Raw genomic sequence first — 22,501 nt, 5'->3', positions numbered from 1 at the left:
CAATCAGTGAATCAGAGTCATTAAGTGAGTCCGAGTCAATCAGTGAAAGTGAATCATTAAGTGAGTCAGAGTCTATTAGCGAATCAGAATCTATTAGTGAATCAGAATCAATCAGTGAGTCAGAATCAATCAGTGAATCGGAATCAATTAGTGAGTCAGAGTCAATTAGTGAATCCGAATCAATTAGTGAGTCCGAGTCTATTAGTGAGTCCGAATCTATCAGTGAATCAGAATCAATAAGCGAATCAGAATCAATTAGCGAATCGGAATCACTAAGCGAGTCAGAATCAATCAGTGAATCCGAATCAATAAGCGAATCAGAATCTATTAGCGAGTCCGAATCATTGAGCGAATCTGAATCAATCAGTGAATCTGAGTCAATTAGCGAATCTGAATCTATAAGCGAATCGGAATCAATCAGCGAATCGGAATCTATTAGTGAGAGCGAATCATTAAGTGAATCCGAATCAATTAGCGAAAGTGAATCTATAAGTGAATCAGAACCAAATAGCGAGAGTGAATCATTAAGCGAGTCCGAGTCATTAAGTGAATCAGAATCTGTTAGTGAGAGTGATTCTTATAGTGAGTCAGAGTCTATCAGTGAAAGTGATTCATATAGCGAATCTGAATCTATTAGCGAGTTCGAGTCATTGAGTGAGTCCGAATCAATTAGTGAAAATGACTCATTAAGTGAATTTGAAACTTTATCTTCGGATGCTTTAAATGAGGATGATGAAATTTCTAACACGAATAAACAACAAGATGATCACAACAAAGATAATGGTAATAAATTACCGGATACAGGTGAGGTTGCTACTAATAATGGATTGATTTCTAGCCTTGCCGCGCTTGCTGGTATTGCTTTATTAAGAGGTAGACGTAGAAAAAATACGGATAATAATTAATTTATATTGGTGAATTTCTTCAAGTAATGTAATTTAATAGAGGCTGGGACAAGGTTAATGTCTCAGCCTCTAATATTATATTGTTAGTAGATGAATAGATTGAATATGGGCTTATATCTAGTTTTTATAAGAAAATTTCAAAACCAAAAATTATATTTTAAATATAAAAAATAAATTGATAATTAATAGATATGTTGTATAATTTATAGACATTGTTGAGTTGAAGTAATTTTTAAATGGATATTTAGTTAAATGAAATGTTTAATTAAAGCTTACAAAGAAAAGGGATGATTTTTTTTGGAAACAAGAAATTTAATTATAGAAACTGCAAAGGAATTATTAGTTGAAAGGGGATACCATGATTTAAAGGTAGCTGATATTTGTCGAACTGCTAGTTTAGGTAAAGGGACTTTTTATTATTATTTTGAACATAAAAGCCAATTAATCGATATTATCGGTATGATGTTAATTAACGAAATAGAATATCAAATTAATCAACTAGATAATCAGAAAACCATTGATGCTATGATTATTGATCTTTTTAATATTTTTATAGATTTTTCGATTGAAAAACGACAATTAGTGAATAATTTATTATCTGCAACGAGTGAAAGTGAATGGATGAATAGTGTGCGTACGGGTTATAAGCCATTTAGAAAAGTTATTGCACTTAAGTTGTTTAACGATGAATCAGCAAGCTCATTATTTAAAGTAAAATATATAATGGGGATTGTAGATTTTTATATTAAAGAAGAAATTTTAGATAATAATATTGCTAAAGATGACCGTATTTTATCGGTTTATATAAAAATGATCATGAGTGGAATCGATTCTGTTTCTGAAAACGACTTTAAATAATAAAAAAGTTTTAATTTAGTGTATATTTTCCATAAAATTTATTGTATAATCTAAAAGGTTTGTATTTAGCAAATAAATTAATTTGTTAAATACTAATTTTTAGAATATAACTGACTCGTGGTCAGTAATCATAATTTTAAAAAGTAAGAAGGTAAATAAAATGAATAATGTTGATATAAGTAAAGAAGAATTAGAAAGACTTAATAAAGAAATTGAAGATGAATTACGTGAATATGATTTTAAAAAAGAGAAAAAACAAGAAAAGAAACAATTCTTTACTCTAAAGTTTATGTGTACATTCTTTTTAGTGATTTTAATGGTATCAAGCTTAGTTAGATTATTTATATAATACAAAACTGATAAAAATATAAGGTGAGGTGATACAGGTGACAGTTTATAATATTAATCTTGGAATTGGATGGGCAAGTAGTGGTGTTGAGTATGCGCAATTATATAGAGCGCAGTTATTAAGAAAGTGCGAGCAAACGATTAAATTCGTCTTTTTAGACTTTATTAAAAATGAAAACATTCAAACATTAACTGAGAATATCGGATTTAAAGATGATGAAATAATATGGTTGTATCAGTATTTTACAGATATAAAAATTGCACCTACAAGTGTGACAATTGAGGAAATTACGAGTCAATTACATGCAGAGGTTACAAAAATTGAAGATAAAGGCAAAGTGAGACGCATTTATTACAATAGTGATCATAACTATATAAATTGTCATTTAAAGAATGAAGACAGTGATATTGTCGATAGAGTTGAATATATCTCTAGAGGAAAATTAATTAGAAGAGATTATTACTCGTATGTTCGTATCTTATCAGAATACTATGCGCCTGAAGATAATGCTGCAAAGTTATATATGAGAACTTTTTATAATGAAGATGGCTCAATTGCTTACAATGAATATGTAAATGAAGATGAAAGTATGTTTGTCTTTAAAGATAAAGTGTTATATACGAAACAAGATTTTATAACTTATTTTTTAGAAAAACTTAATTTAACTGAAGAAGATTTACTTATAGTTGATCGTTCTAAAGATATTGGACAGACAGTGGTTCAAAATAAAGGTGCAGCACGTTTAGGTATCGTGATTCATGCTGAACATTATAATCAAACTGCTACTAATGATTCAAATATTCTATGGAACAATTATTATGAATATGTATTTATGAATGCACATGAAATAGATTTCTTTATTACTGCTACCGATATTCAAAACCAACTATTAGCTGAGCAATTTGAAAAGTATTACCATAAGTATCCTAAGATATATACAATTCCTGTTGGGAGTTTAAGTACTTTAGTTAAACCAGAGCAACGAAAGCCGTATTCAATTATTACAGCTTCAAGATTAGCAAACGAAAAGCATGTAGATTGGTTAGTGAAAGCAGTAGTGAAAGCAAAAGAAACAATTCCAGAAATTACGTTTGATGTTTATGGCGAAGGTGGTCAAAAACGTTTGTTGAAGGATTTGATTAAAGAAAATAATGCAGAAGAATACATTCAACTACAAGGTCACGTTAACTTAAGCCAAGTATATAAAGACTATGAATTGTTCTTATCAGGTTCTACAAGCGAAGGATTTGGATTAACATTGATGGAAGCGATAGGATCAGGACTAGGAATGATCGGATTTGATGTGAATTATGGAAATCCTACTTTTATCAAAGATGAACAAAATGGTTATTTAATACCAATTAATTTAAATGAACAAAAAGAATCAGAAATTGTAAATCATATCGCAGACGGTATTGTTCGATATTTTGAACAGGACACGCATCGTTTTAACGAAGTATCTTATGAAATTGCAGAAAAATTCACGCAACCAGTTATAGCACAAAAGTGGAAAAAGCTAATTAGTGAGGTGTTATATGATTAATTTATTTGATGTTTTTGATAAAAAAGCAATCGTTTTATATAATTCATTCAAACATGCTGGTAATCAACGAACAACGATTGTTATTGAAGAAAACGGATTTTTACCAGATGGTGTATTAACGCCTTATCAATTTTTTGCGAATAATCCTACTTCAACAATAAGTCCTTTATTTTTTAATGAAGTGACAATTCCGAGATTTTGGACGATTGAAGGTAATAATAATACAGCATTTATTAAAAATGTTGATGAAGTTAAGGCACGAATTATATATAAGAAGAATTATAAACAAAGAATTGTAGAGCGTGTGGAGTGGTTGAATAAACGCGGACATACGCAATATATAGATTACTATAATAAATTCGGGTTAAAATATGCGCAAGTCGTGTTAGATGTTCAAACTCAAAAGAGAATTTTGAAAAGGTATTTCAACCATAACAATGACTTGTTTATGATAGAAAACTTTATAACAAATGATATTACGCTAAATTGGAAGAATAAAGAATACTTTTTCCATTCAAAAATTCAGTTTGTGAACTTTTATCTTAAAGTAGCACAATTAGAAACTGAAGATTTCATGATTAATTCACTTTCAATACCATCAGCAGTGCTTAACGGGTTATCTGGTCCTGGAAATGATCAGATTTTCTGGCAAGGTGATATAACAGAAAATATCATCAGTCATTTGGAAAAAGCATTAGCAAAAGAAAAAAGACAATATAAACTGTTGCTACCTAGTCAGTCATCTTATGAAAAAGCTCTATCATTAATAGACGAAAAATATAAAGATCGAATTCACCAAGCTGGTTATGTTTATAAATTTATAAAATCTAATCAACATTCAAATCAAGTATTAACATTGACCAACTCGGATCAAATGCCACATATAGAAGAAATTATACAATCACATCCAGAACTAGAATTTCATATCGCAGCGTTAACTGAAATGTCTATGAATTTAATGAAATTGAATCAATATCCAAATGTAAATTTATATCCAAACGCACGAAGAGAAAAGTTTGTTTCACTTTATAAAACATGTGATATTTATTTAGATATAAATAAAGGAAATGAAATATTAGATGCAGTAAGAGCAGCATTTGATTATCAATTATTAATCCTAGGATATAACGAACTCGCACATAACAAAGACGTTACAGCAGAGCATAACTTGTTCGACATAGAAAGTTACGCAGACTTAAGCACAACATTAGAACAAATAAGAACAGACCAATCAGCGTTAGATAAACGACTTCAATTACAATTACAAACAGCAGGATCCATTAACACAACAGAATTTATTCAGTCATTGGAGAAGTGATTCTTAATAACTTGATTAATATTTCTAAATAGCTAAACTTGTAATTAACATGTATATAAGAGGTGTATTAATATGATGTTTATTGCTGCATTTATTCCAGTATTTATTATAGGCTTTATTGTCTTAGCTATATTTGAAGAGAAAAAGAAAAATCGTAAGTAAGTAATATGTGATGTTAGGAAGCGGAGGTTGAACAATTGTCTGTTTTTTCTATAGGTCATTATGATTATGAATTAGATACATTTATGCAAATGTTGGAAGAAGCTAACATAACTATGATAGCTGATGTCCGAGCATTTCCTAATAGTAAGCGTCACCCTCAATATAATCAAGAATCATTTGAAAAATGGTTGGAAAATCACCATATAAAATATCAACATATGCAGCTATTAGGTGGACGCCGAAAGCAATCACAAGAAATTGGTGGTTCTCTAAATGAAGGATGGGACAACCAATCATTTCATAATTATGCAGATTATACATTAACAGATGAATTTAAAATTGGTGTTAATCAATTAATCGAAATGAGTAAAGAAGAAACAGTAGCAATGCTGTGCGCTGAGCAACATCCATCAAGATGTCATCGATTAATTATAAGTAATTGGTTAGTAGCACATAAAATAGAAGTGAACCATATTATATTTAATAGTAAAGAAGGCATTAAAGTCGTACCACATCAATTAGGAAAATGGGGTGCCATGCCAATTCTTGAAGATGATGGAGAAGTAGTTTATCCTAAGCAAACTTAACAAGTTGGAATGAAAAGTAATATTAGAAAAATTAAATTTTAGAAGTATCGTGAGATTCGGATGGATTTGAGCAAAAACGCACGATATCTTAGTAGTCTTCGTGCGATTCGGCAAGATTTGAGCAAAAACGCACGATATCTTTAGAGTCTTCGTGCGATTCGGCAAGATTTGAGCAAAAACGCACGATATCTTTGGAGTCTTCGTGCGATTCGGGTAGATTTGAGTAAAAACGCACGATATCTTTGAAGTCTTCGTGCGATTCGTGTAGATTTGAGCAAAAACGCACGATATCTTTGGAGTCTTCGTGCGATTCGTGTAGATTTGAGCAAAAACGCACGATATCTTTGGAGTCTTCGTGCGATTCAGGTAGATTTGAGCAAAAACGCACGATATTTCTGGAGTCTTCGTGCGATTCGATTTCCCTTACACTCTAAGAACTAAATTTATAACTCATTATCCATAACATAAAAACATCCCAATTCGAAATTAAATCTTTCGGGTTGGGATGTTTGTTTTGTATAAGAATGATTTATTGGTTTGCTTGTAGTCTTTGTTTTGCTGAATGTGTGCGGGTTGTTACTTCTTGTGGGGATACTGCTTTTCCTAATCCAAAGTTAGGCATGTTAAGATAAATATTTTCATAATTATTTTCTTTAACGTTATATGTTTCGTGATAGAAACCTACTGCATTATTACCTTTAAGTTGCTTACTAAATCTCTTCCAAGCTTTTAAGTGTTTAGGCATTTTTGAATATATTAATAATGATTCGTTTGAATCCCAGTATTGTATGATATTTACGCCTTTATATTTAAAGAACATTTCAAATGATAGACAGCCTATTGATTTATTATTTGATAATTCTTTAAGCATCGCTGGCATTGCTAAAATGACAGGTAGCCATTTATGGACTTGTAAAGGTTTGTTGATGTGAACGCCTATTAAAAATACAGTGATATCCTTTTCGGGAACTACTGTAAATCTTCCTTTATTCATTTTGATCAACCCTTTTCCCTTTAATATAATTATTGATTTCATTAATAGTTTTTTTATTTTTCTTATTAAGTATTGTCCAAATAATAAAGTAAACCACAATAAATGTGATGAAGAAAATTAATATTGCCGACACTTTGAAGGGGAACCATCCTGCTAGTATAGCTAATGGGAAAAATATAATTAACATGATTAGAAAATGAAGAATAGTCGTTATGATTCTTGAATATTTAAGGTGTGTAAATATTAATGTGCTTAGGCTGAATGTTATACCTATAATTGCCCAAACACATACGGCTATTATCATAATTTGGATATCATCTAAATATTTAAAGTAAATTTTACCCATATAAGAATGTGGATTAACAGGATCATAACCACCACTAGCAAACAGTAGAGAGAAAATAATTGAAATAATGACACCAATTGAGATGCCTATTATCGCGCCATTACATAAACGTTTCATATACCTAATACCTCCTTAATTGCCTTTAAATATCGTCTTGATGAAAAAGTTGTATCATTATTAATAAATTTAATTTCTATAATCCCACTTTTATTTAGTACTAAATGATCTATAAAGGTTACATTGATGATTTCTGATTTGGATATTTGTAAAAAATTATCACTTAAATGCTTTTTTAATTTATAAAGCCTTTCATTATAAATATATTGTCCATTTAATGTATAGATATTTAATAATTTGTTTTCAATACGAAAACTATAAATATCATTTTGTTTCACAATATGCGTTTCATCACGCCTGTTTTTAACAGGATAGAAAGTTTGATCTGCATGAGTTTGTATTAATTGAATCATTTCTTCTATATTCTGATTGTCAGGATGACAGTTGATGATTAAATCATCTTGTTCTAAAGAAGCGTCATAGTTAACTTTATATTTCATAATGTCTTCCTCCTTAACTAAAGTAAAACAAATTTCGTTGAAAAAAACTATATCATATCGCTAAGTGGTAAATATAAGTGAGTAAGTGGTAGGGGAAATTGGAATTGCTTAGTAATAAAATAAAAGAAACCTCAGTCTAACAAGTAGACTGAGGTAAGGCTAACTCATCAAATGTAATTGCTTTATCAGAATACATCCCACTTTTGTAGAACTCTAAAAATTCATCTTTAGATATGACACCATAATTGTTTGTTGCTGAGAAGAGTTATTAAAATTCATGAATAATGAAAACAACTTTATTATGTTAAATAATTTTGAAAAATCTTGAAATATTTGTAATATATCCTATTTTCATTTAACACTTATAGTATAATAATATTATTATTAAGATATGAAGTACAATTTGATTGGGGATGAATAATGATGGAGAGAATGATAGTAGAAAATTTGGATATTGATATAAGAGTTGATTTTGTGGATATGATTAATTATTCATTAGCACAAAATGATTATACGATTATCAAAGATATTCAATTTTTGAATTTAAACGAAGATAGGGATTTTGAGAATTTAAAGTTAAAGATATATTCGAATACCAACTTTATATACAAATTTGAACAAGAAATACCTTACATTGAAAAAGATAATGTATTCACTATTGAAAAACCCAAAATTAATTATAATTATGATTTCTTTAGGGAAATAATAGAAAAAATTACTACACACTTTTTTATTGAGTTATTAGATGAGAAAAACAATACTATTTTTAAACAACCATATAAAATTAATATACTTCCTTACCAACATTGGTTAGGTACTCAGATATATCCTTCTCTAACTTGTGCATATATAGTACCAAATGAAAATGAAGTAAGAAGAGTAGTTTCTGAAGCGGGAATGAAACTGAAAGAATGGACTGGAGATCCAAGTTTTACTGGATATCAAACAGGAGATAGCGAGAGCGTTAGATTACAAGTTGCAGCCATTTATGCTTCGTTACAAAAAGAAAATATAGCTTATAAAAACCCACCAGCAAGTTTTGAAAGATTTGGACAAAATATAAGATATCCTCAAGAAATTATTCAATATAAAAATGGAACCTGTTTAGATTTAGCATTCTTTTTTGCTGCATGTTTAGAAGCAGTTGGAATACACTCATTAGTTATTTTTATACATGGTCATGCATTTGCAGGATACTGGTTGTTAGATAAGTCTTTCACTGAACCATACATTTCTGATTTTGCTGCATTATCTAAAAGATTGTCTGATGATATTAAAGATATTGACGTAGTTGAAACAACATCAATAGTTAACGGTAGAGATATATCATTTGAAGAGTCTACTCGTATGGCTAAGAGAAATATTTTAACTCCTTATAATTTTGAAGGAGTTGTTGATGTGAAATGCGGTAGAAATTATGGTATTACACCTGTATTGAGTAAAGAAAATAAATCGGATTTTATAATGGAAGATTATGGGGTTCGTGAAACAGTTACAGATGCACCTAATACTATTATTGAAAGAACTGGAGATATTGAATTTAAAGTTAATCCAGTTGAAAAAACTGATATTTGGAGTAGAAATTTATTAGATCTAACATTGAGAAATCCCATGATAAATTTCAGAATGAATAAAAGTTCTATACAATTAATGGTATATGATGTTGCTACATTAGAAGACGAATTATCTATTCATGAACATTTTAAAATTATAGAAAAACCTAAAGGTATAACATTCCAAGAATCTGGAAATCATATTTTTAATGCAAAGTTACTTGAAGCAGAATTCAAAAATATCATTGATGATGATTTTAAAGAAAATAGACTTAGAAGTTTTCTAACAGAGAATGCTCTAGAAAAACAACTTAAATCGATATATAGAAAAGCTAAATCGAATTTAGATGAAAATGGAGCGAATTCACTGTATATAGCGATTGGGTTTTTAAAATGGTGTGAACCTGGAAATATTCATAAAGTTTATAATGCACCATTACTTTTATTGCCGTTATCAATGGAGAAAAAAAGTGCAGGAAGTAAGCTGCTTGTTGAATTAAGTGATGATGAGCCACAGTTTAATATTACACTAGTTGAATATTTGAGACAAAAATTCAATATAGACTTAAGACACTTAATAGAGTTACCTAAAGACGAAAAAGGGACTGATATTCCACTGCTTTTTTCTGCTATAAGAAAGGCAATAATGGATAAAGATGGTTGGGATATTGAAGAGATTGCTACAATAAGTAACTTTTCATTCAGTAAATTTGTTATGTGGAATGATTTACAAAACAGAGCAGAAGAAATTAATTCAAACTTCAATATACAAGCATTGATAAATGGGAATTATAAAATTGATAGATCACTAGAAGATATAAGTGCTCGTAATATAGAAAAAACAGATAAACCGCATGAATTAAGCATAGGAAGTTCGGTAGACGCTTCTCAATTAGAAGCAATAAAAGCAAGTGAAAAAAGTAGTTTTGTACTACATGGTCCACCAGGTACAGGTAAATCGCAAACTATTACGAACATGATAGTTCATAACATAAATAAAGGTAAAAAAGTATTGTTTGTTGCAGAGAAACAAGCAGCTTTAAATGTAGTTAATAATCGTTTAACAAATTTAGGATTAAAAGATTTTACACTAGAGTTACATTCTAATAAAACAAGAAAGTCTAGATTTTTAGAAAAAATAGAAGTAAGCATGAATCAAAACTATGAGATGAAAACATTAAATGTTGAAAGTAAATCAAATGAACTTTATGAGTTGAAAAATGAGCTTAGTACTTATGTTGAAGCACTCCATAGCAGACAAAAAAGTGGGTATAGTTTATACGAATTAATACAAATGCATGAACAATTTGAAAAAGTTCCAAAAATTATAACATTAAATCCAAAAATAGTTGAGAACTTAGAAAATGAAGATATTAGGAAAATAAAAGATATCACATCAATTATAGATAAAACAATAAATCAATTAAAATATGGTATTAATCAACACCCATTAAAAGACTTTAAAGTAAATAAATATAGTATTTCTAAAAAAGATCAATTTTCAACTTTACTAGAAAATATTAAAAATGCAATACCTATAATTAATGAAACAATTAGCAAACATTTTAGTAATGAAGATATAAACACTATCAAAGATTTGTATAATTTTAATAGAGTAATAAATTCTTTAAAAAATTATACATACTCTGTATCAATCAGTGAAGAAATGTATAGTTTATATCAGAATATACCATTAGATAAAGCGTATAAATATGCTAGTTCATTATTAAAAACTTATACTAACACTAATAAATTGATATTAGGCAAATATAATGAAAAAGTACTTAATATTAATGTCCAATACTTAAGTGAAGAATATACAACATTAAAAAATAAAATATTCAAAAATAAAAAACTTAATAAATTGATTAGTAATTTGGAAATTGAGTTGCTCCAAAGTGGAAACTTAACAGAAGAAGAGTTTGTAAATGATATTAAAATAATTGAGGAATATCAAAAAGCTAGAAATGATTTACAAAAGAGTAATGAAAACTTTATTAAATCTTTCGGTGATAGCTGGAAAGGTAAAAATACTGATTTAGATTTATTGAATAATCAAATACAATTTATTAATGAGTTGAATATACATTCATTAGATAATAAAGATAAAAATAAAATTAAAGATATACTTAATTTTAAAATAAATTACACAAATGAATTTAAAATATTAGAAGAACAATTTCTTGTAGTGAATGAGGCGACAAATACTCTAGTCGAAGAGTATAAATATAGTAAAAGTAAGTTAGAAGATCTAAAGCTTAATGAATTAAATGAGAAAATCGATTTATGGTTGAAGGGACATATTGACTTTAAACATTGGACATTAGTAAATGAACAATTTGATAAATTAAAAGAAATTTTAAATACTGATGTTAGGAATATATTTATCGAAAACTCAAAAGATAATAATTTATTTCAATTAATCATGAAGGATTTAATTGAAAAACTTATTCAAAAGTATTTTACTTTGAATTATACTTTAGATTCTTTTAATAGCTTTGAACTAGAACAAAAAATTCAACTTTTAAAAAATAAAGAAAAAGAATTTAGTGATGTAACTATAGAAAACACAATATATAAAATGCAACAAAACTTAACTAATAAACGTGCTAATGAAGCATTTGAAAAAGATTTCTTAGTGTTACAAAAAGCGATAAGAAGTAGAGGAAGAGGCCAATCAATTCGAAAAATCTTTAATAATACTTCAAATATTATCCAAGATATATTTCCAGTAATGCTAATGAGTCCATTGTCTATCGCTCAATATATTGATCCGAAATTCCCGAAATTTGATTTAGTTATCTTTGATGAAGCATCTCAAATTCCAACAGATGTCGCAATTGGAGCAATTTCTAGAGCAGAAAATTGTATTATTGTTGGAGATCCAAAGCAAATGCCTCCGACTTCGTTCTTTAGTTCGAATAATATAGATGAAGATAATCTTGAATTAGAAGACTTAGAAAGTTTATTAGATGATTGCCTGGCTTCAAATTTTCCTGAGAAATATTTAAAATGGCATTATCGTTCTAATCATGAAAGTCTAATACATTATAGTAATTTAACATATTACAACAGTTCACTATTTACGTATCCTTCTTCAGATGCATTATCATCTAAAGTATTTTTCGAAAATGTTAATGGGATATACAAAAGAGGTAGTCATCGAAATAATGAGATAGAAGCTAAAGCAGTTGTAGATGTGCTAATTAAACATTTGAAAAGCAATAGTGATGATTCTATTGGGGTAATAACTTTCAATATACAGCAACAGAATCTCATTGAAGATATGTTTAATATAGTGTTAGTTGACAACCCAGATTTGGATCATAAAAACCAAAATTCTTCAGAACCAATATTTATTAAAAATTTAGAAAATGTTCAGGGTGATGAAAGAGACGTTATTTTGTTTTCAACTACTTTTGGTCCAGATGAGAACAATAACATGACAATGAATTTTGGTCCATTAAATAAAAATGGTGGATGGAGAAGATTGAATGTAGCTATTACCAGAGCTAGAAAAGAAATGAAAGTAATTTCTTCTTTTGATCCTGAAGATATTGATCTTAAACGTACTAAATCTGAAGGTGTCAGAGGTCTAAAAGGATTTCTCCAATATGCTAGGAATGCTAAGTCGTTACCTGCAATTAAAAATAATTTAACTGATGATAAAAATGGAATTGCAACAATTCTTCAAGAAAAACTTTTAGAGCATAATATAGAATCAAAAGTTCATTTAGGAAACTCAGAATATAAAATTGATTTAGCTATTGTTGATCCAAGTAACCCAAATAAATATATCTTAGCAATTTTAATAGACGGTGAACACTATTATAAATCTCAAACATCAAATGATAGAAATGTTATACAACCGAGTGTATTAAATAGTTTAGGCTGGGATATTCATAGAATATGGGCGATTGATTGGTATGAGGATAAGAATAAAGAGGTTGATCGAGTAATTACCAAAATTAAAGAAATGGAAACTCAGAAGGTAAATGAAAAATAAGTTTAAGGAGATTATAGAAAAATGATTAAAAGAACAACTGAACGTACTTTTATTTGGATAGGTATAGCGGTCCAAATATTAATCTTATTAGTTTGTGGATTGCTATTATGGTATTCAAATAGTGATGGTGCTGTTATAGACATGATGAACAGTAACTCTATTTCTATTGATGAAGCCAAATCTACATTAAACATTTTATCTGGATTTATGATAATTGAATTGATTTGGGGAGTCATTTTAATGGGTCTTGCAATAACTTCTATAGTTTGGACAGATAAAAAAACAAGAGTAGCAGGTATTATATTGATAGTTATAGGTATATTATCGATTATATTAAATTGGGTTGCGGTAATTATGTGGATTATAGCAGGTACAATGTTAATTAGAAGAAAACCAAAAACTTCTTTATATAATGAATTTGAAGAAAATAATGAAAATTTTCAAGATGAAAATCCTTTTTTAACTAATGAAAAAAATAGTAATGATAGTGAAGATTATGTAAAAGAACAAGAAACAAAAAATGACGTTGAGGATCCGTATAAATATTAAATAGTCAAAGTAAAAAAGTAGCCTATATTAGAAATAAAAAACACTTTTCATAAATTCAATAAGAATTTATGGAAAGTGTTTTTATTTGTAAAGCTTTCTATTCCTCAATTATATACCTATAAATTTCATCTTGAACGGGTATTTCCATGGATAATGTCATTGTTACGACGTTGTTTTTCTTTTCGTTTGGCATGATTGTTTGTTCTGCTGTGCCTTCTAAATAGTGTGCTTTTCCTAGGAAATAATATTCTTTTCCGTCTGCTGAATCTTCTTTTTTAACGAAAATATACATATCTATATTTTTTTCTTTATGTGCCATAATTTCGATTACTTCTTTTGAGTTTAATGTCTTGTCTGATCTTGTGAACCATTTGAGTTCGTCTGGGCTAAGGAATTCATCTTCGTACTTTGTATTATCACTGATATCATCTTGTTTATGATATGTGATAAAGATGGGTAGGGTATTATGTTTAGATTTATATCCATAGATTGTACTGGATTCATCTTTATCCCAGTTAAGTAATTTAACGAAATCTTTTCTTGTATATTTGTTGTAAAGGATGAGACGGTTTTGGTTTCCATGATGTGTTGTGTTATTGTATTGTGCTAATTCGATTATATCTTCTACATATGTTTTGAAAAGTAGGTTTTCAAGTGATGCAGCAAATGTTTTTGTTAATGTTACTTCATCGTTTGAAATTGTTATGATTGGCTCGCCATATGTTTTGTTTATTGTAACGCTATAGAAGCTATAGTCTAATATTTTTAAAGTTGTTTCGATATCTTTAAGTGTAACTTTAGGGTCTACTTTTTGTGCGAGTGTTAATAGTTCTTGTATTTTATGTGGTCTTTCGATTATTGCATTTAAAATTGTATGATCTACGTTCTTTAGTCCGGGTGCTATTTCTCTAGATAAGAATGTTAAATTCAACTTTTCATTCTCAGTTAGTTGGTCTTCTATTTTCTTTGATTTAACAAGAAATTCGTGATAGTTTTTATAGTTACTTTCAGATGAATATATGACGCTAGGATCTATAGAGTTCTGTCTAATAAAGTCCATGAGTAAAGGCATTCGACCTATTCTTTGTTCTACTTCGTTATAGGCTTGTTTAATATGAGATGCTGCACTTAATTTGGCTTGTTTGAGTGAATCGTATATTTTCTTTTTAGCGATTTCTTCAAAGTTAATTGTTGAAACACCACTTAAGACAGTGTTACTAGTTAAGAATCTTCTATAGTTATCTTTATTTTGTGATTGATCACCGGATAAAGCGACCGGGATTAGGTAGTTCTTTTCATAGTTACCTATAAAGTCTATAACTGTTACATATTCTTTATTATCACTCTTTCTAAGTCCTCTACCAAGTTGTTGAATAAAGATAATACTAGATTCAGTTTCTCTCAACATGACAATTTGGTTTACAGGCGCAATATCTATTCCTTCGTTAAATAGATTAACGGTAATGATATAATTGATTTCTCCTGATTTAAGCTGTTCAATCGCTTCTTGTCGTTTTTCTGAATTATCTTCACCTGTTAAAGCTATTGAAGGTACTTGATGTAATGTTAATTTTTCAGCTAAATCTTTCGCTTCGTCTTTTCTACTAACAAAAATAAGCCCTTTTAATTCATCACCAGAGTATCCATAGTATTGAGTTTTTTCTAATATATGTTTGACTCTTTCATTGGAAGTTAAATCAGTTAAACTACTAAAATCATCAGTAGCTTTACCATCACGAATATAGTCAGTAACGCCAAAATAGTGGAATGGACAAAGTATTTCACTTTCAAGAGCTTTTTGTAATCGGATTTCATAAGCAATATTGTAATCAAACATTTCAAATATGTTTAAGTTATCTGTTCTTTCTGGTGTAGCGGTCATTCCTAGAACGAAATTAGGAGTAAAATAGTTGAACACTTTCTGATATGACTTAGCTGCAGAACGATGAGCTTCATCGTAAACGATATAATCAAAATGATTTTGATCAAACTGACTGTATATATCATCTTTTGATAATGTTTGAATTGTAGCAAATAAATATTTGGAATGAATGGCTTTATTTTTACCAGTTAATAATCCAAAGTCTTCATCTTTGGAAAAAGGTAGTACTTTTTTGAATTCTTCAATTGCTTTCCTTAAGATTTCTTCATTGTGAACAATAAATAAAAATTTATTCGGATTATAGCTTCTGACATCTAGTGCACACAAAATGGTCTTACCCGTACCAGTTGCAGAAATAATGAGAGACTTATCTTTACCACTTTTTCTAAGTTCAGCTAATGAATGTAAAGCTTCTTTTTGCATTATGTTCGGTTCGATTTTAACAGCTTGATCGATATTATTTTGAATTTCATTTTGCTCTTGTGTAATACGTATAGCATTCTTTAAATTGCGCTCATCATATGTAAGTTCATATTCTTTAATCCAGGCATTTGATAGTGGGGAACTCTTCTCCCATAATTCATCAAACTGCGCTTTTACATTATAAACAAGATCACCATTCTTCTGAGTAGACAGTAAGATATTGTGTTCGTAATTTACTTTTAGTGCATTCGAAGTTAAATTAGAACTTCCAACAATCATAGAAGCATAATGTTCATGCTCAAATACATAACCTTTAGCATGGAATCCGTTGACATCGGTCAGTCTGACATCAACATTATTAAGTTTCAATAATTCTTTATACATTTTAGGTGTATTAAACCCTAAATAGTTAGATGTAATGATTTTACCTTTAATGCCTTTTTGATTTAAATCATAAAGGTGTGATTTTAAACTAGCTAATCCACTTTCAGTAATAAAGGCAACTGAAATCGTAAATGATTTACATTTATATAGTTCATTAATAATCGTTGAAAGTACATTCTCTTCTTTATTATTAATCAATAATTTAGGCATGAAATTACCTTTATGAGAGATAGTACGATCAATAAATCCTTTATGTAGCGACTGATTAAAGTCTTCTAATAAATTATTCATTGTTATCCCTCATCTACAATAATTTTCACAGCAGGTATGTCTGCAGGCGCCCATTCTAACGATTCTAATTCATTAACCTCTAGCCATTTAATACTTTTATGTTCAGTCAAAGTAGGCATCTTTTCTTTTAATTTGCATTTATATGTATGAAGATTAACAATTCCAAAATCATATTCATAAGCAGTAGATGTGATTTTCTCTCCAACTTCTAAATCACATAACATTTCTTCTTTTATTTCACGTTTTAATGCATCAATTTCAGATTCATCTTTTTCAACTTTACCACCAGGAAATTCCCACATTAGAGGTAAACTCATATTTTCATTTCTTTGCGCACAAAGAACTTTATTATTAGAAAAAATGATAGCACCAACAACTTCGATTTGTTTTTTCAAAATATTACCTCCAAAATATCGTATTTATTTATATTTTAACAAAATATTGCCGCTACGGTAATAAAATGTAAATTTACGATCAAGAAAGGTGCAATTTTAGATGATTTTAGTGAAATTTTATATCTGAAAAAATTAGAAATATATATAAAATGATGAATGAATAATTGCATATATTTAAAAATTCATTGAAAAAAGTAAAATTACAATATAGACTTGTAATACAAGTGAAAGCGCTTTATTTAAATTTAGGGGGGATTATTTATGAAGTTTCGCTTGATGAGTTTATTAATATGTATGGCATTAATATTAGCTGGATGTAATTTTGAAAAAAAGAAAACATATAACATTGCAACTGCATCAACAGGAGGTACCTATTACCCAATAGGGGTAGGAATGGGGCAACTATGGACTAAACATTATCGAGCTCAAAATACTAAATTTAATGGTCAATCTTCTGCTGGTTCAGTAGAAAATATTGATTTAATGAAACAAAATGAAGCCGACTTTTCAATTTTACAAGGTTTGATTTCAACACAAGCATCTCAAGGAACAGGTATTTACAAAGATGAAAAATATGATTCATTACGTTCAATGAGTATGATTTGGCCAAATGTCGAACACTTTGTCTTGAAAAATAGTGATGTAAAAACTGGAACAATTGCTGACATAAAAGGAAGTTCATTTTCAGTGGGACCTAGAGCAAGTGGTACTGAACAGTCAACTTTAATGATGATGAAAGGTATAGGACAAACAAAAAAAGATATTTCACCTGAATATTTAGGTTACGAAGAAACAATATCAGCAATGAGAGATGGAAGATTAGATGGTGGTTCCTTACCAGCAGGTGTACCTGTATCATCTATAACAGATATGTATGCTTCAGGAGTAAATGCATCGATTTTAGAGGTTACTGATAAACAAATGAAAGATATTAATAGCCAAGTAGATACTTGGTATCGTTATACGATTAAAAAAGGTACATATCCAAAACAGAAAAAAGATATTCAAACGATTGCACAACCAAATATACTCGTAACAACTAAAGAGATGGACGCAGATATGGTTTATAACTTAACGAAAATGTTACATGAAAATCGTGATTTCATGATAGATGTACATAACTCAGCGAAAGAAATGAAATTAGAGACTGCTCTTAATGGTTTAAATACGCCTTTGCATGAAGGAGCATATAGATATTATAAAGAAAAAGGTCTTAAAATTGATGACAGATTAATCCCTGAAGAAGTTAAAGAAAAAGAAGGGGGTAATCAAGATGAAAAATAAAGTAGAAAAAGAAGTGATGTCTCAAGTTAGAGAATTACAAGGTGGCAGTAAATATTTATTTAATGGCATAGCAATTATTTTGTCTATATTTGTTTTATCAGCCTCAAGCTTTTTAAACTTACAGACTTTTCATCAAAATTCAATATTCTTAATACTAATAGTGTTACTAGGGTTCATGTTATACCCAACTAGTAAAAAAGGAGTTGAAAAAACACGACCTTCTGTTGTTGATATAATTTTCATTGTTTTAACAATAGTGGGTATTGGATACATTATTCTTAATTACACTACTTTACATGTTGATAGAGCATCACAAGCAAATACAACTGATTACATATTTGCTGTCATAGCTATCATAGTGTTATTTGAAATTACGAGAAGAACGATTGGAATTTTCATACCATTACTAAGTATATTTGCAATAATTTATGCCTTATACGGAAATTATTTTCCTATCGATTTTGCACATTCAGGATTTAGTATTAAACGATTATTATATCGTTTCTATATGACTACTGAAGGTATATTTGGTAGTACGCTATCAATTGCAGCAACATACATTATGTTATTCATTTTATTTGGAGCATTTTTAGGTGTAAGTGGTGCAAGTAAATTATTTAATGATTTAGCATTAGCTATAGCAGGTCAGCGGCGTGGAGGTCCTGCACAAGTAGCGGTTATTACAAGTGCTTTAACTGGATCATTAAACGGTAGTGCAGTTGCTAACGTGGCAACTACTGGATCATTTACAATTCCTTTAATGAAGAATATTGGACTAGCACCAAGGTTTGCTGGTGGCGTTGAAGCTGCAGCTTCAACTGGTGGTATGATTATGCCACCTATTATGGGGGCTGCTGCATTTATAATGGCAGGTTTTCTTGGTGTGCCATATACAACGATAGTCCTTGCAGGTATTATACCGGCATTATTCTATTATATTGCTTTAGTATGGGCAATTGACACAGAATCAAAGAAAAAAGGATTAAAAGGGGTAAGTAAAGACAGCATTCCTTTAATTAGAGAGGTATTAAAAGAAAGAGGCGCGTTGCTATTACCAATTATAGTTGTAATTGTAGCATTATTAATAGGAAAAACAGCAATATTTGCAGGGTTTTCCGGTATTATATCCGCAATATTAGCTTCATATTTAACTAAGGATAAATCAACAAGAGTAACATTTAAAAAGTTTTTTGAAGCTTTAATTGATGGTGCTAAAGGTTCAATTCAAGTAGCTTTAGCCTGTGCTTCGGTTGGCATAGTAATCGCTACTGTAGGTATGACAGGTGTAGGGTCTATGCTTGCTTATAATGTTATTGATATAGCAGGTGGACACCTAATAGTAATATTAATAATGGTTATGATAACTTGTATAGTACTAAGCTTTGGTTTACCTTCAACTGCTCTATATATAGTAGTTGCAGTTACTGTGGCTCCATCTTTAGTTCAAGCAGGAGTGGAACCACTTGCAGCTCATTTCTTTGTATTTTATTTTGGAGCAATGTCTAATGTAACACCCCCAGTTGCACTAGCAGCATATACTGGTGCAGGTATAGCAAATGCTGATCCAGTAAAAACATCTTGGACAGCTTTACGTCTAGCGCTACCTGGATTTATTATTCCATTCTTGCTTGTATATAATCCAGAGCTATTATTAAATAATCCAACTGGTAATATTAATATTGGTGAATTAATTGTAACAATAGTTATTTCATTAGTTGGTATATACGCTTTAGTAGTAGGTATGGGTAATTATTTATTAGTTAAATTAAATATAATAGAAAGAATTTTATTTATAGCGTTTGCTATAATGCTTATTTTCCCTGAAATGATAACAAGTATTATTGGAATTATAGGTGTTATTTTGTTAATTGGGATGCATTATATTAAAACTAAGAAGGTAGGCGTATCCTAAATGGAACATGATAGTTCAAAGCGTTTATCAGAAGTTATATTTGAAGAGCTAGTTACAAGAATAAAAAATAATAAATATAAAATAGGTGACAGACTACCTTCAGAGTCAATATTGTCAAAAGAATTTGAAGTAAGTAGATATCCTATAAGAGAGGCACTAAGCAAGCTTACTTCTATCGGATATATTGAGTCATTTCAAGGTAAAGGTAGTTATGTTATAAATAATGATGCTTCAGATTCTTTTAGACAGCATGCTTTTGGAAGATTTTCAGATAAAGATTTGCTTGATATTTTGGAAATGAGAACCATTATAGAAGTTGAAGCTGCTGGAATTTGTGCTATCAGAAGAACTGAAGAAGATATGAAATTTATTGATTACGCATTTCAAGAATATAAAAAAGCACATCAAGATGAATATGCACTTGGTTTAGAAGCAGATTATAATTTTCATAAATGCATAGTGCAATGTACTAAAAATCAGTATATGATTAAGACTTTTGAGAATTTAGAAGAAATCCATTTAAATGCACTGGAATATTCATTGAATTTAAATAAAGGCATGATTGAAAAAAGAGAAAGTGTAATTAAAGAGCATGAAATTATATATAATGCCATAAAAAATCAAGAAGAATCTAATGCAAAAAAAGCAATGAAAAAACATTTAGTTACAATGAGAAAGAAATTGGGCGATATAAGGTGCAGGTGATATGTATGAAGAATGTTGGAATTGAAGTAGAAGCTTGTGATATTAATGTGTAAGGAGGATTTTATGAAAACTGATGTAGTAATTATTGGTGGAGGTATTATTGGGTTTAGTACTGGATATCATTTAAAATTACAAAATCCTGAGTTAGATATTTTAGTATTAGAAAAAGAAAAGAGTTTTGCAGAACACCAAACTGGCCATAATAGTGGAGTAATTCATTCAGGCATTTATTATAAGCCAGGTTCACATAAAGCAGAATTTAGTAAAAAGGGTTCGCAATCTATGATTGATTTTTGTAAAAAATACAAACTTCCATTTAATCAATGTGGCAAAATAATTGTTGCTACAGCTGAGGAAGAGTTAAAAAAATTACATGAATTATATGAAAGAGGACTACAAAATGGACTTTCAGTAAAATTACTAGATGCGGAAGCAGTAAATAAGATTGAACCATATGTGAATACAGTAGGTGGTATAAAAGTAGAAGAAACGGCGATTGTAGATTATAAAAAAGTAACAAAACAATTTAAATTATTATTTGAAGAATTAGGTGGAAAAGTTGAATTTAATACCCCAGTGACACACATTGAAGTGTCAGAGGATAATATTATTGTAGGAAGCCATAGTAAAAAATTCAGAGCTAAAAATATAATTAATTGTGCTGGTTTATATAGTGATAAAATTGCTCAAATGAGTGGTGTAGATACAGCTATTCAAATCATTCCATTTAGAGGAGAATACTATCAACTTAATACTACAGCTGAAAAATATGTAAATACTTTAATTTATCCAGTACCAAATCCTGATTTGCCTTTTTTAGGAGTACACTTTACAAACATGATTGATGGAGGGGTTGATGTCGGACCAAATGCGGTACTTGGATTAAAAAAAGAAGCATATGGAAAAATAGATTTTCATAAAAATGAAACACTAGAAATTTTAAAATTTCCTGGATTATATAAGATGGGATTAAAAAATATCAAAGAAGCATTAGGAGAATATTATCGATCCTTTAATAAAAAAGCCTTTGTTAAAAATGCACAAAAACTCATTCCCTCAATAAAAAATAAAGATATCAAACCAATAGAAGCGGGTGTAAGAGCACAAGCAATGTTAAATGATGGTACATTATTAGATGATTTTGTTTTTGAAAAAGGTAAGCATTCATTACATGTATTAAATGCACCATCACCAGCAGCCACTTGTTCAATAGAAATTGGAAAAGAAATTGCAAAAGAGTATAAAAAACTGTGAAAATAAATTGTTGAAAAAGCAGAAGTATTATCATTAATTTCAAATATTTTACGTAAATCGAGGCTGAGACAATTAACTTGTCTCAGCCTCAAATCATTATATAGTCAGTAATGATACCTACAAGAAATAATTAAGATAGATGAATCTTTTATTGTATATACCATTCTATGTTCATAATTAATTCTTCTACAATAATAACCAAAATAACTGATAGTATGATATATTTTTACTAATTAATTACATA

The 22,501-nt window shown here is 29.3% G+C and carries 17 protein-coding genes and 1 pseudogene; 12 read left to right on the top strand and 6 right to left on the bottom strand.

The window, feature by feature from the left end; translation table 11 throughout:
* The 6 genes from LQ608_RS09870 to LQ608_RS09845 all read left to right on the top strand — a co-directional run.
* On the top strand, nt 1-905 hold a 905-nt coding region (locus tag LQ608_RS09870), incomplete at its 5' end, for an LPXTG cell wall anchor domain-containing protein (protein WP_239751649.1).
* Nucleotides 906-1,202: 297 nt separating this feature from the next.
* A complete protein-coding gene (locus LQ608_RS09865) occupies nt 1,203-1,763 on the top strand; it encodes a TetR/AcrR family transcriptional regulator (RefSeq protein ID WP_239751646.1) in 561 nt (186 codons plus the stop codon).
* Between the two features lie 160 nt (nt 1,764-1,923).
* On the top strand, nt 1,924-2,112 hold the full coding sequence (locus LQ608_RS09860) for a hypothetical protein (protein ID WP_078357243.1): 189 nt from the start codon (nt 1,924-1,926) through the stop codon (nt 2,110-2,112).
* Nucleotides 2,113-2,149: 37 nt separating this feature from the next.
* Nucleotides 2,150-3,655, top strand: a complete 1,506-nt coding sequence (gene gtfA / locus LQ608_RS09855) for an accessory Sec system glycosyltransferase GtfA (protein WP_239751644.1) — start codon at nt 2,150-2,152, stop codon at nt 3,653-3,655.
* Entirely contained in the window at nt 3,648-4,973 is a 1,326-nt protein-coding gene (gene gtfB / locus LQ608_RS09850; RefSeq protein ID WP_239751641.1) for an accessory Sec system glycosylation chaperone GtfB, read from the top strand. The genes gtfA and gtfB overlap by 8 nt, the downstream gene beginning before the upstream one ends.
* Before the next feature lie 197 nt (nt 4,974-5,170).
* A complete protein-coding gene (locus LQ608_RS09845; RefSeq protein WP_239751639.1) occupies nt 5,171-5,722 on the top strand; it encodes a DUF488 domain-containing protein in 552 nt (183 codons plus the stop codon).
* A 529-nt stretch (nt 5,723-6,251) separates the two neighbouring features.
* On the opposite strand, the gene LQ608_RS09840 is transcribed toward LQ608_RS09845, so the two are convergent.
* The 3 genes from LQ608_RS09840 to LQ608_RS09830 are packed head-to-tail and all read right to left on the bottom strand — an operon-like array spanning nt 6,252 to nt 7,619.
* Nucleotides 6,252-6,716, bottom strand: coding sequence for a DUF4188 domain-containing protein (locus LQ608_RS09840; protein WP_239751636.1), 465 nt, complete (start codon nt 6,714-6,716; stop codon nt 6,252-6,254).
* Nucleotides 6,709-7,179 carry a DUF3021 domain-containing protein gene (locus tag LQ608_RS09835; protein ID WP_239751634.1) on the bottom strand — a complete coding sequence of 157 codons (471 nt, stop codon included), beginning with the start codon at nt 7,177-7,179 and terminating at the stop codon, nt 6,709-6,711. The genes LQ608_RS09840 and LQ608_RS09835 overlap by 8 nt, the downstream gene beginning before the upstream one ends.
* Nucleotides 7,176-7,619, bottom strand: coding sequence for a LytTR family DNA-binding domain-containing protein (locus LQ608_RS09830; protein ID WP_239751633.1), 444 nt, complete (start codon nt 7,617-7,619; stop codon nt 7,176-7,178). Before LQ608_RS09830 ends, LQ608_RS09835 begins: the two co-directional genes overlap by 4 nt.
* Before the next feature lie 423 nt (nt 7,620-8,042).
* Between LQ608_RS09830 and LQ608_RS09825 the strand changes: the two genes are divergently transcribed.
* Both LQ608_RS09825 and LQ608_RS09820 read left to right on the top strand, forming a co-directional pair.
* Complete coding sequence (locus LQ608_RS09825; protein ID WP_239751631.1) at nt 8,043-13,178, top strand: DUF4011 domain-containing protein; 5,136 nt, start codon at nt 8,043-8,045, stop codon at nt 13,176-13,178.
* Nucleotides 13,179-13,199: 21 nt separating this feature from the next.
* Nucleotides 13,200-13,727 (top strand): DUF4064 domain-containing protein, encoded by a 528-nt coding sequence (locus LQ608_RS09820; protein WP_239751630.1) that lies wholly within the window; start codon nt 13,200-13,202, stop codon nt 13,725-13,727.
* Nucleotides 13,728-13,824: 97 nt separating this feature from the next.
* Here LQ608_RS09820 and LQ608_RS09815 read toward each other — a convergent pair whose 3' ends face one another.
* Complete coding sequence (locus tag LQ608_RS09815) at nt 13,825-16,707, bottom strand: DEAD/DEAH box helicase (RefSeq protein ID WP_239751628.1); 2,883 nt, start codon at nt 16,705-16,707, stop codon at nt 13,825-13,827.
* Nucleotides 16,708-16,709: 2 nt separating this feature from the next.
* Nucleotides 16,710-17,102 (bottom strand): (deoxy)nucleoside triphosphate pyrophosphohydrolase, encoded by a 393-nt coding sequence (locus tag LQ608_RS09810; RefSeq protein ID WP_078357518.1) that lies wholly within the window; start codon nt 17,100-17,102, stop codon nt 16,710-16,712.
* Nucleotides 17,103-17,363: 261 nt separating this feature from the next.
* Here LQ608_RS09810 and LQ608_RS09805 point away from each other — a divergent pair, with 261 nt between their 5' ends.
* The 4 genes from LQ608_RS09805 to lhgO all read left to right on the top strand — a co-directional run bounded on the left by LQ608_RS09805 (nt 17,364) and on the right by lhgO (nt 22,257).
* The gene (locus tag LQ608_RS09805; protein ID WP_239751627.1) at nt 17,364-18,386 is read left to right on the top strand and encodes a TAXI family TRAP transporter solute-binding subunit; all 1,023 of its coding nucleotides are present in this window, start codon (nt 17,364-17,366) and stop codon (nt 18,384-18,386) included.
* Nucleotides 18,376-20,298: a TRAP transporter permease gene (locus tag LQ608_RS09800; RefSeq protein ID WP_239751624.1), complete on the top strand. Its 1,923-nt coding sequence runs from the start codon at nt 18,376-18,378 to the stop codon at nt 20,296-20,298. Before LQ608_RS09805 ends, LQ608_RS09800 begins: the two co-directional genes overlap by 11 nt.
* On the top strand, nt 20,299-21,003 hold the full coding sequence (locus LQ608_RS09795; protein ID WP_239751622.1) for a FadR/GntR family transcriptional regulator: 705 nt from the start codon (nt 20,299-20,301) through the stop codon (nt 21,001-21,003). It begins immediately after the preceding gene.
* 63 nt (nt 21,004-21,066) lie between these two features.
* Entirely contained in the window at nt 21,067-22,257 is a 1,191-nt protein-coding gene (gene lhgO, locus LQ608_RS09790) for an L-2-hydroxyglutarate oxidase (protein ID WP_239751621.1), read from the top strand.
* Nucleotides 22,258-22,361: 104 nt separating this feature from the next.
* Here the strand turns inward: lhgO and LQ608_RS09785 are convergent.
* A pseudogene (locus LQ608_RS09785) lies at nt 22,362-22,457 on the bottom strand (type II toxin-antitoxin system YoeB family toxin); the annotation flags it as partial.
* Nucleotides 22,458-22,501 lie beyond the last annotated feature (44 nt).

Source organism: Mammaliicoccus sp. H-M34 (genome assembly GCF_022386495.1).
GTDB classification, from domain to species: domain Bacteria; phylum Bacillota; class Bacilli; order Staphylococcales; family Staphylococcaceae; genus Mammaliicoccus; species Mammaliicoccus fleurettii.
Note: the sequence above shows the minus strand (reverse complement) of the source record. Positions and strands in the feature narration are given on the sequence as shown.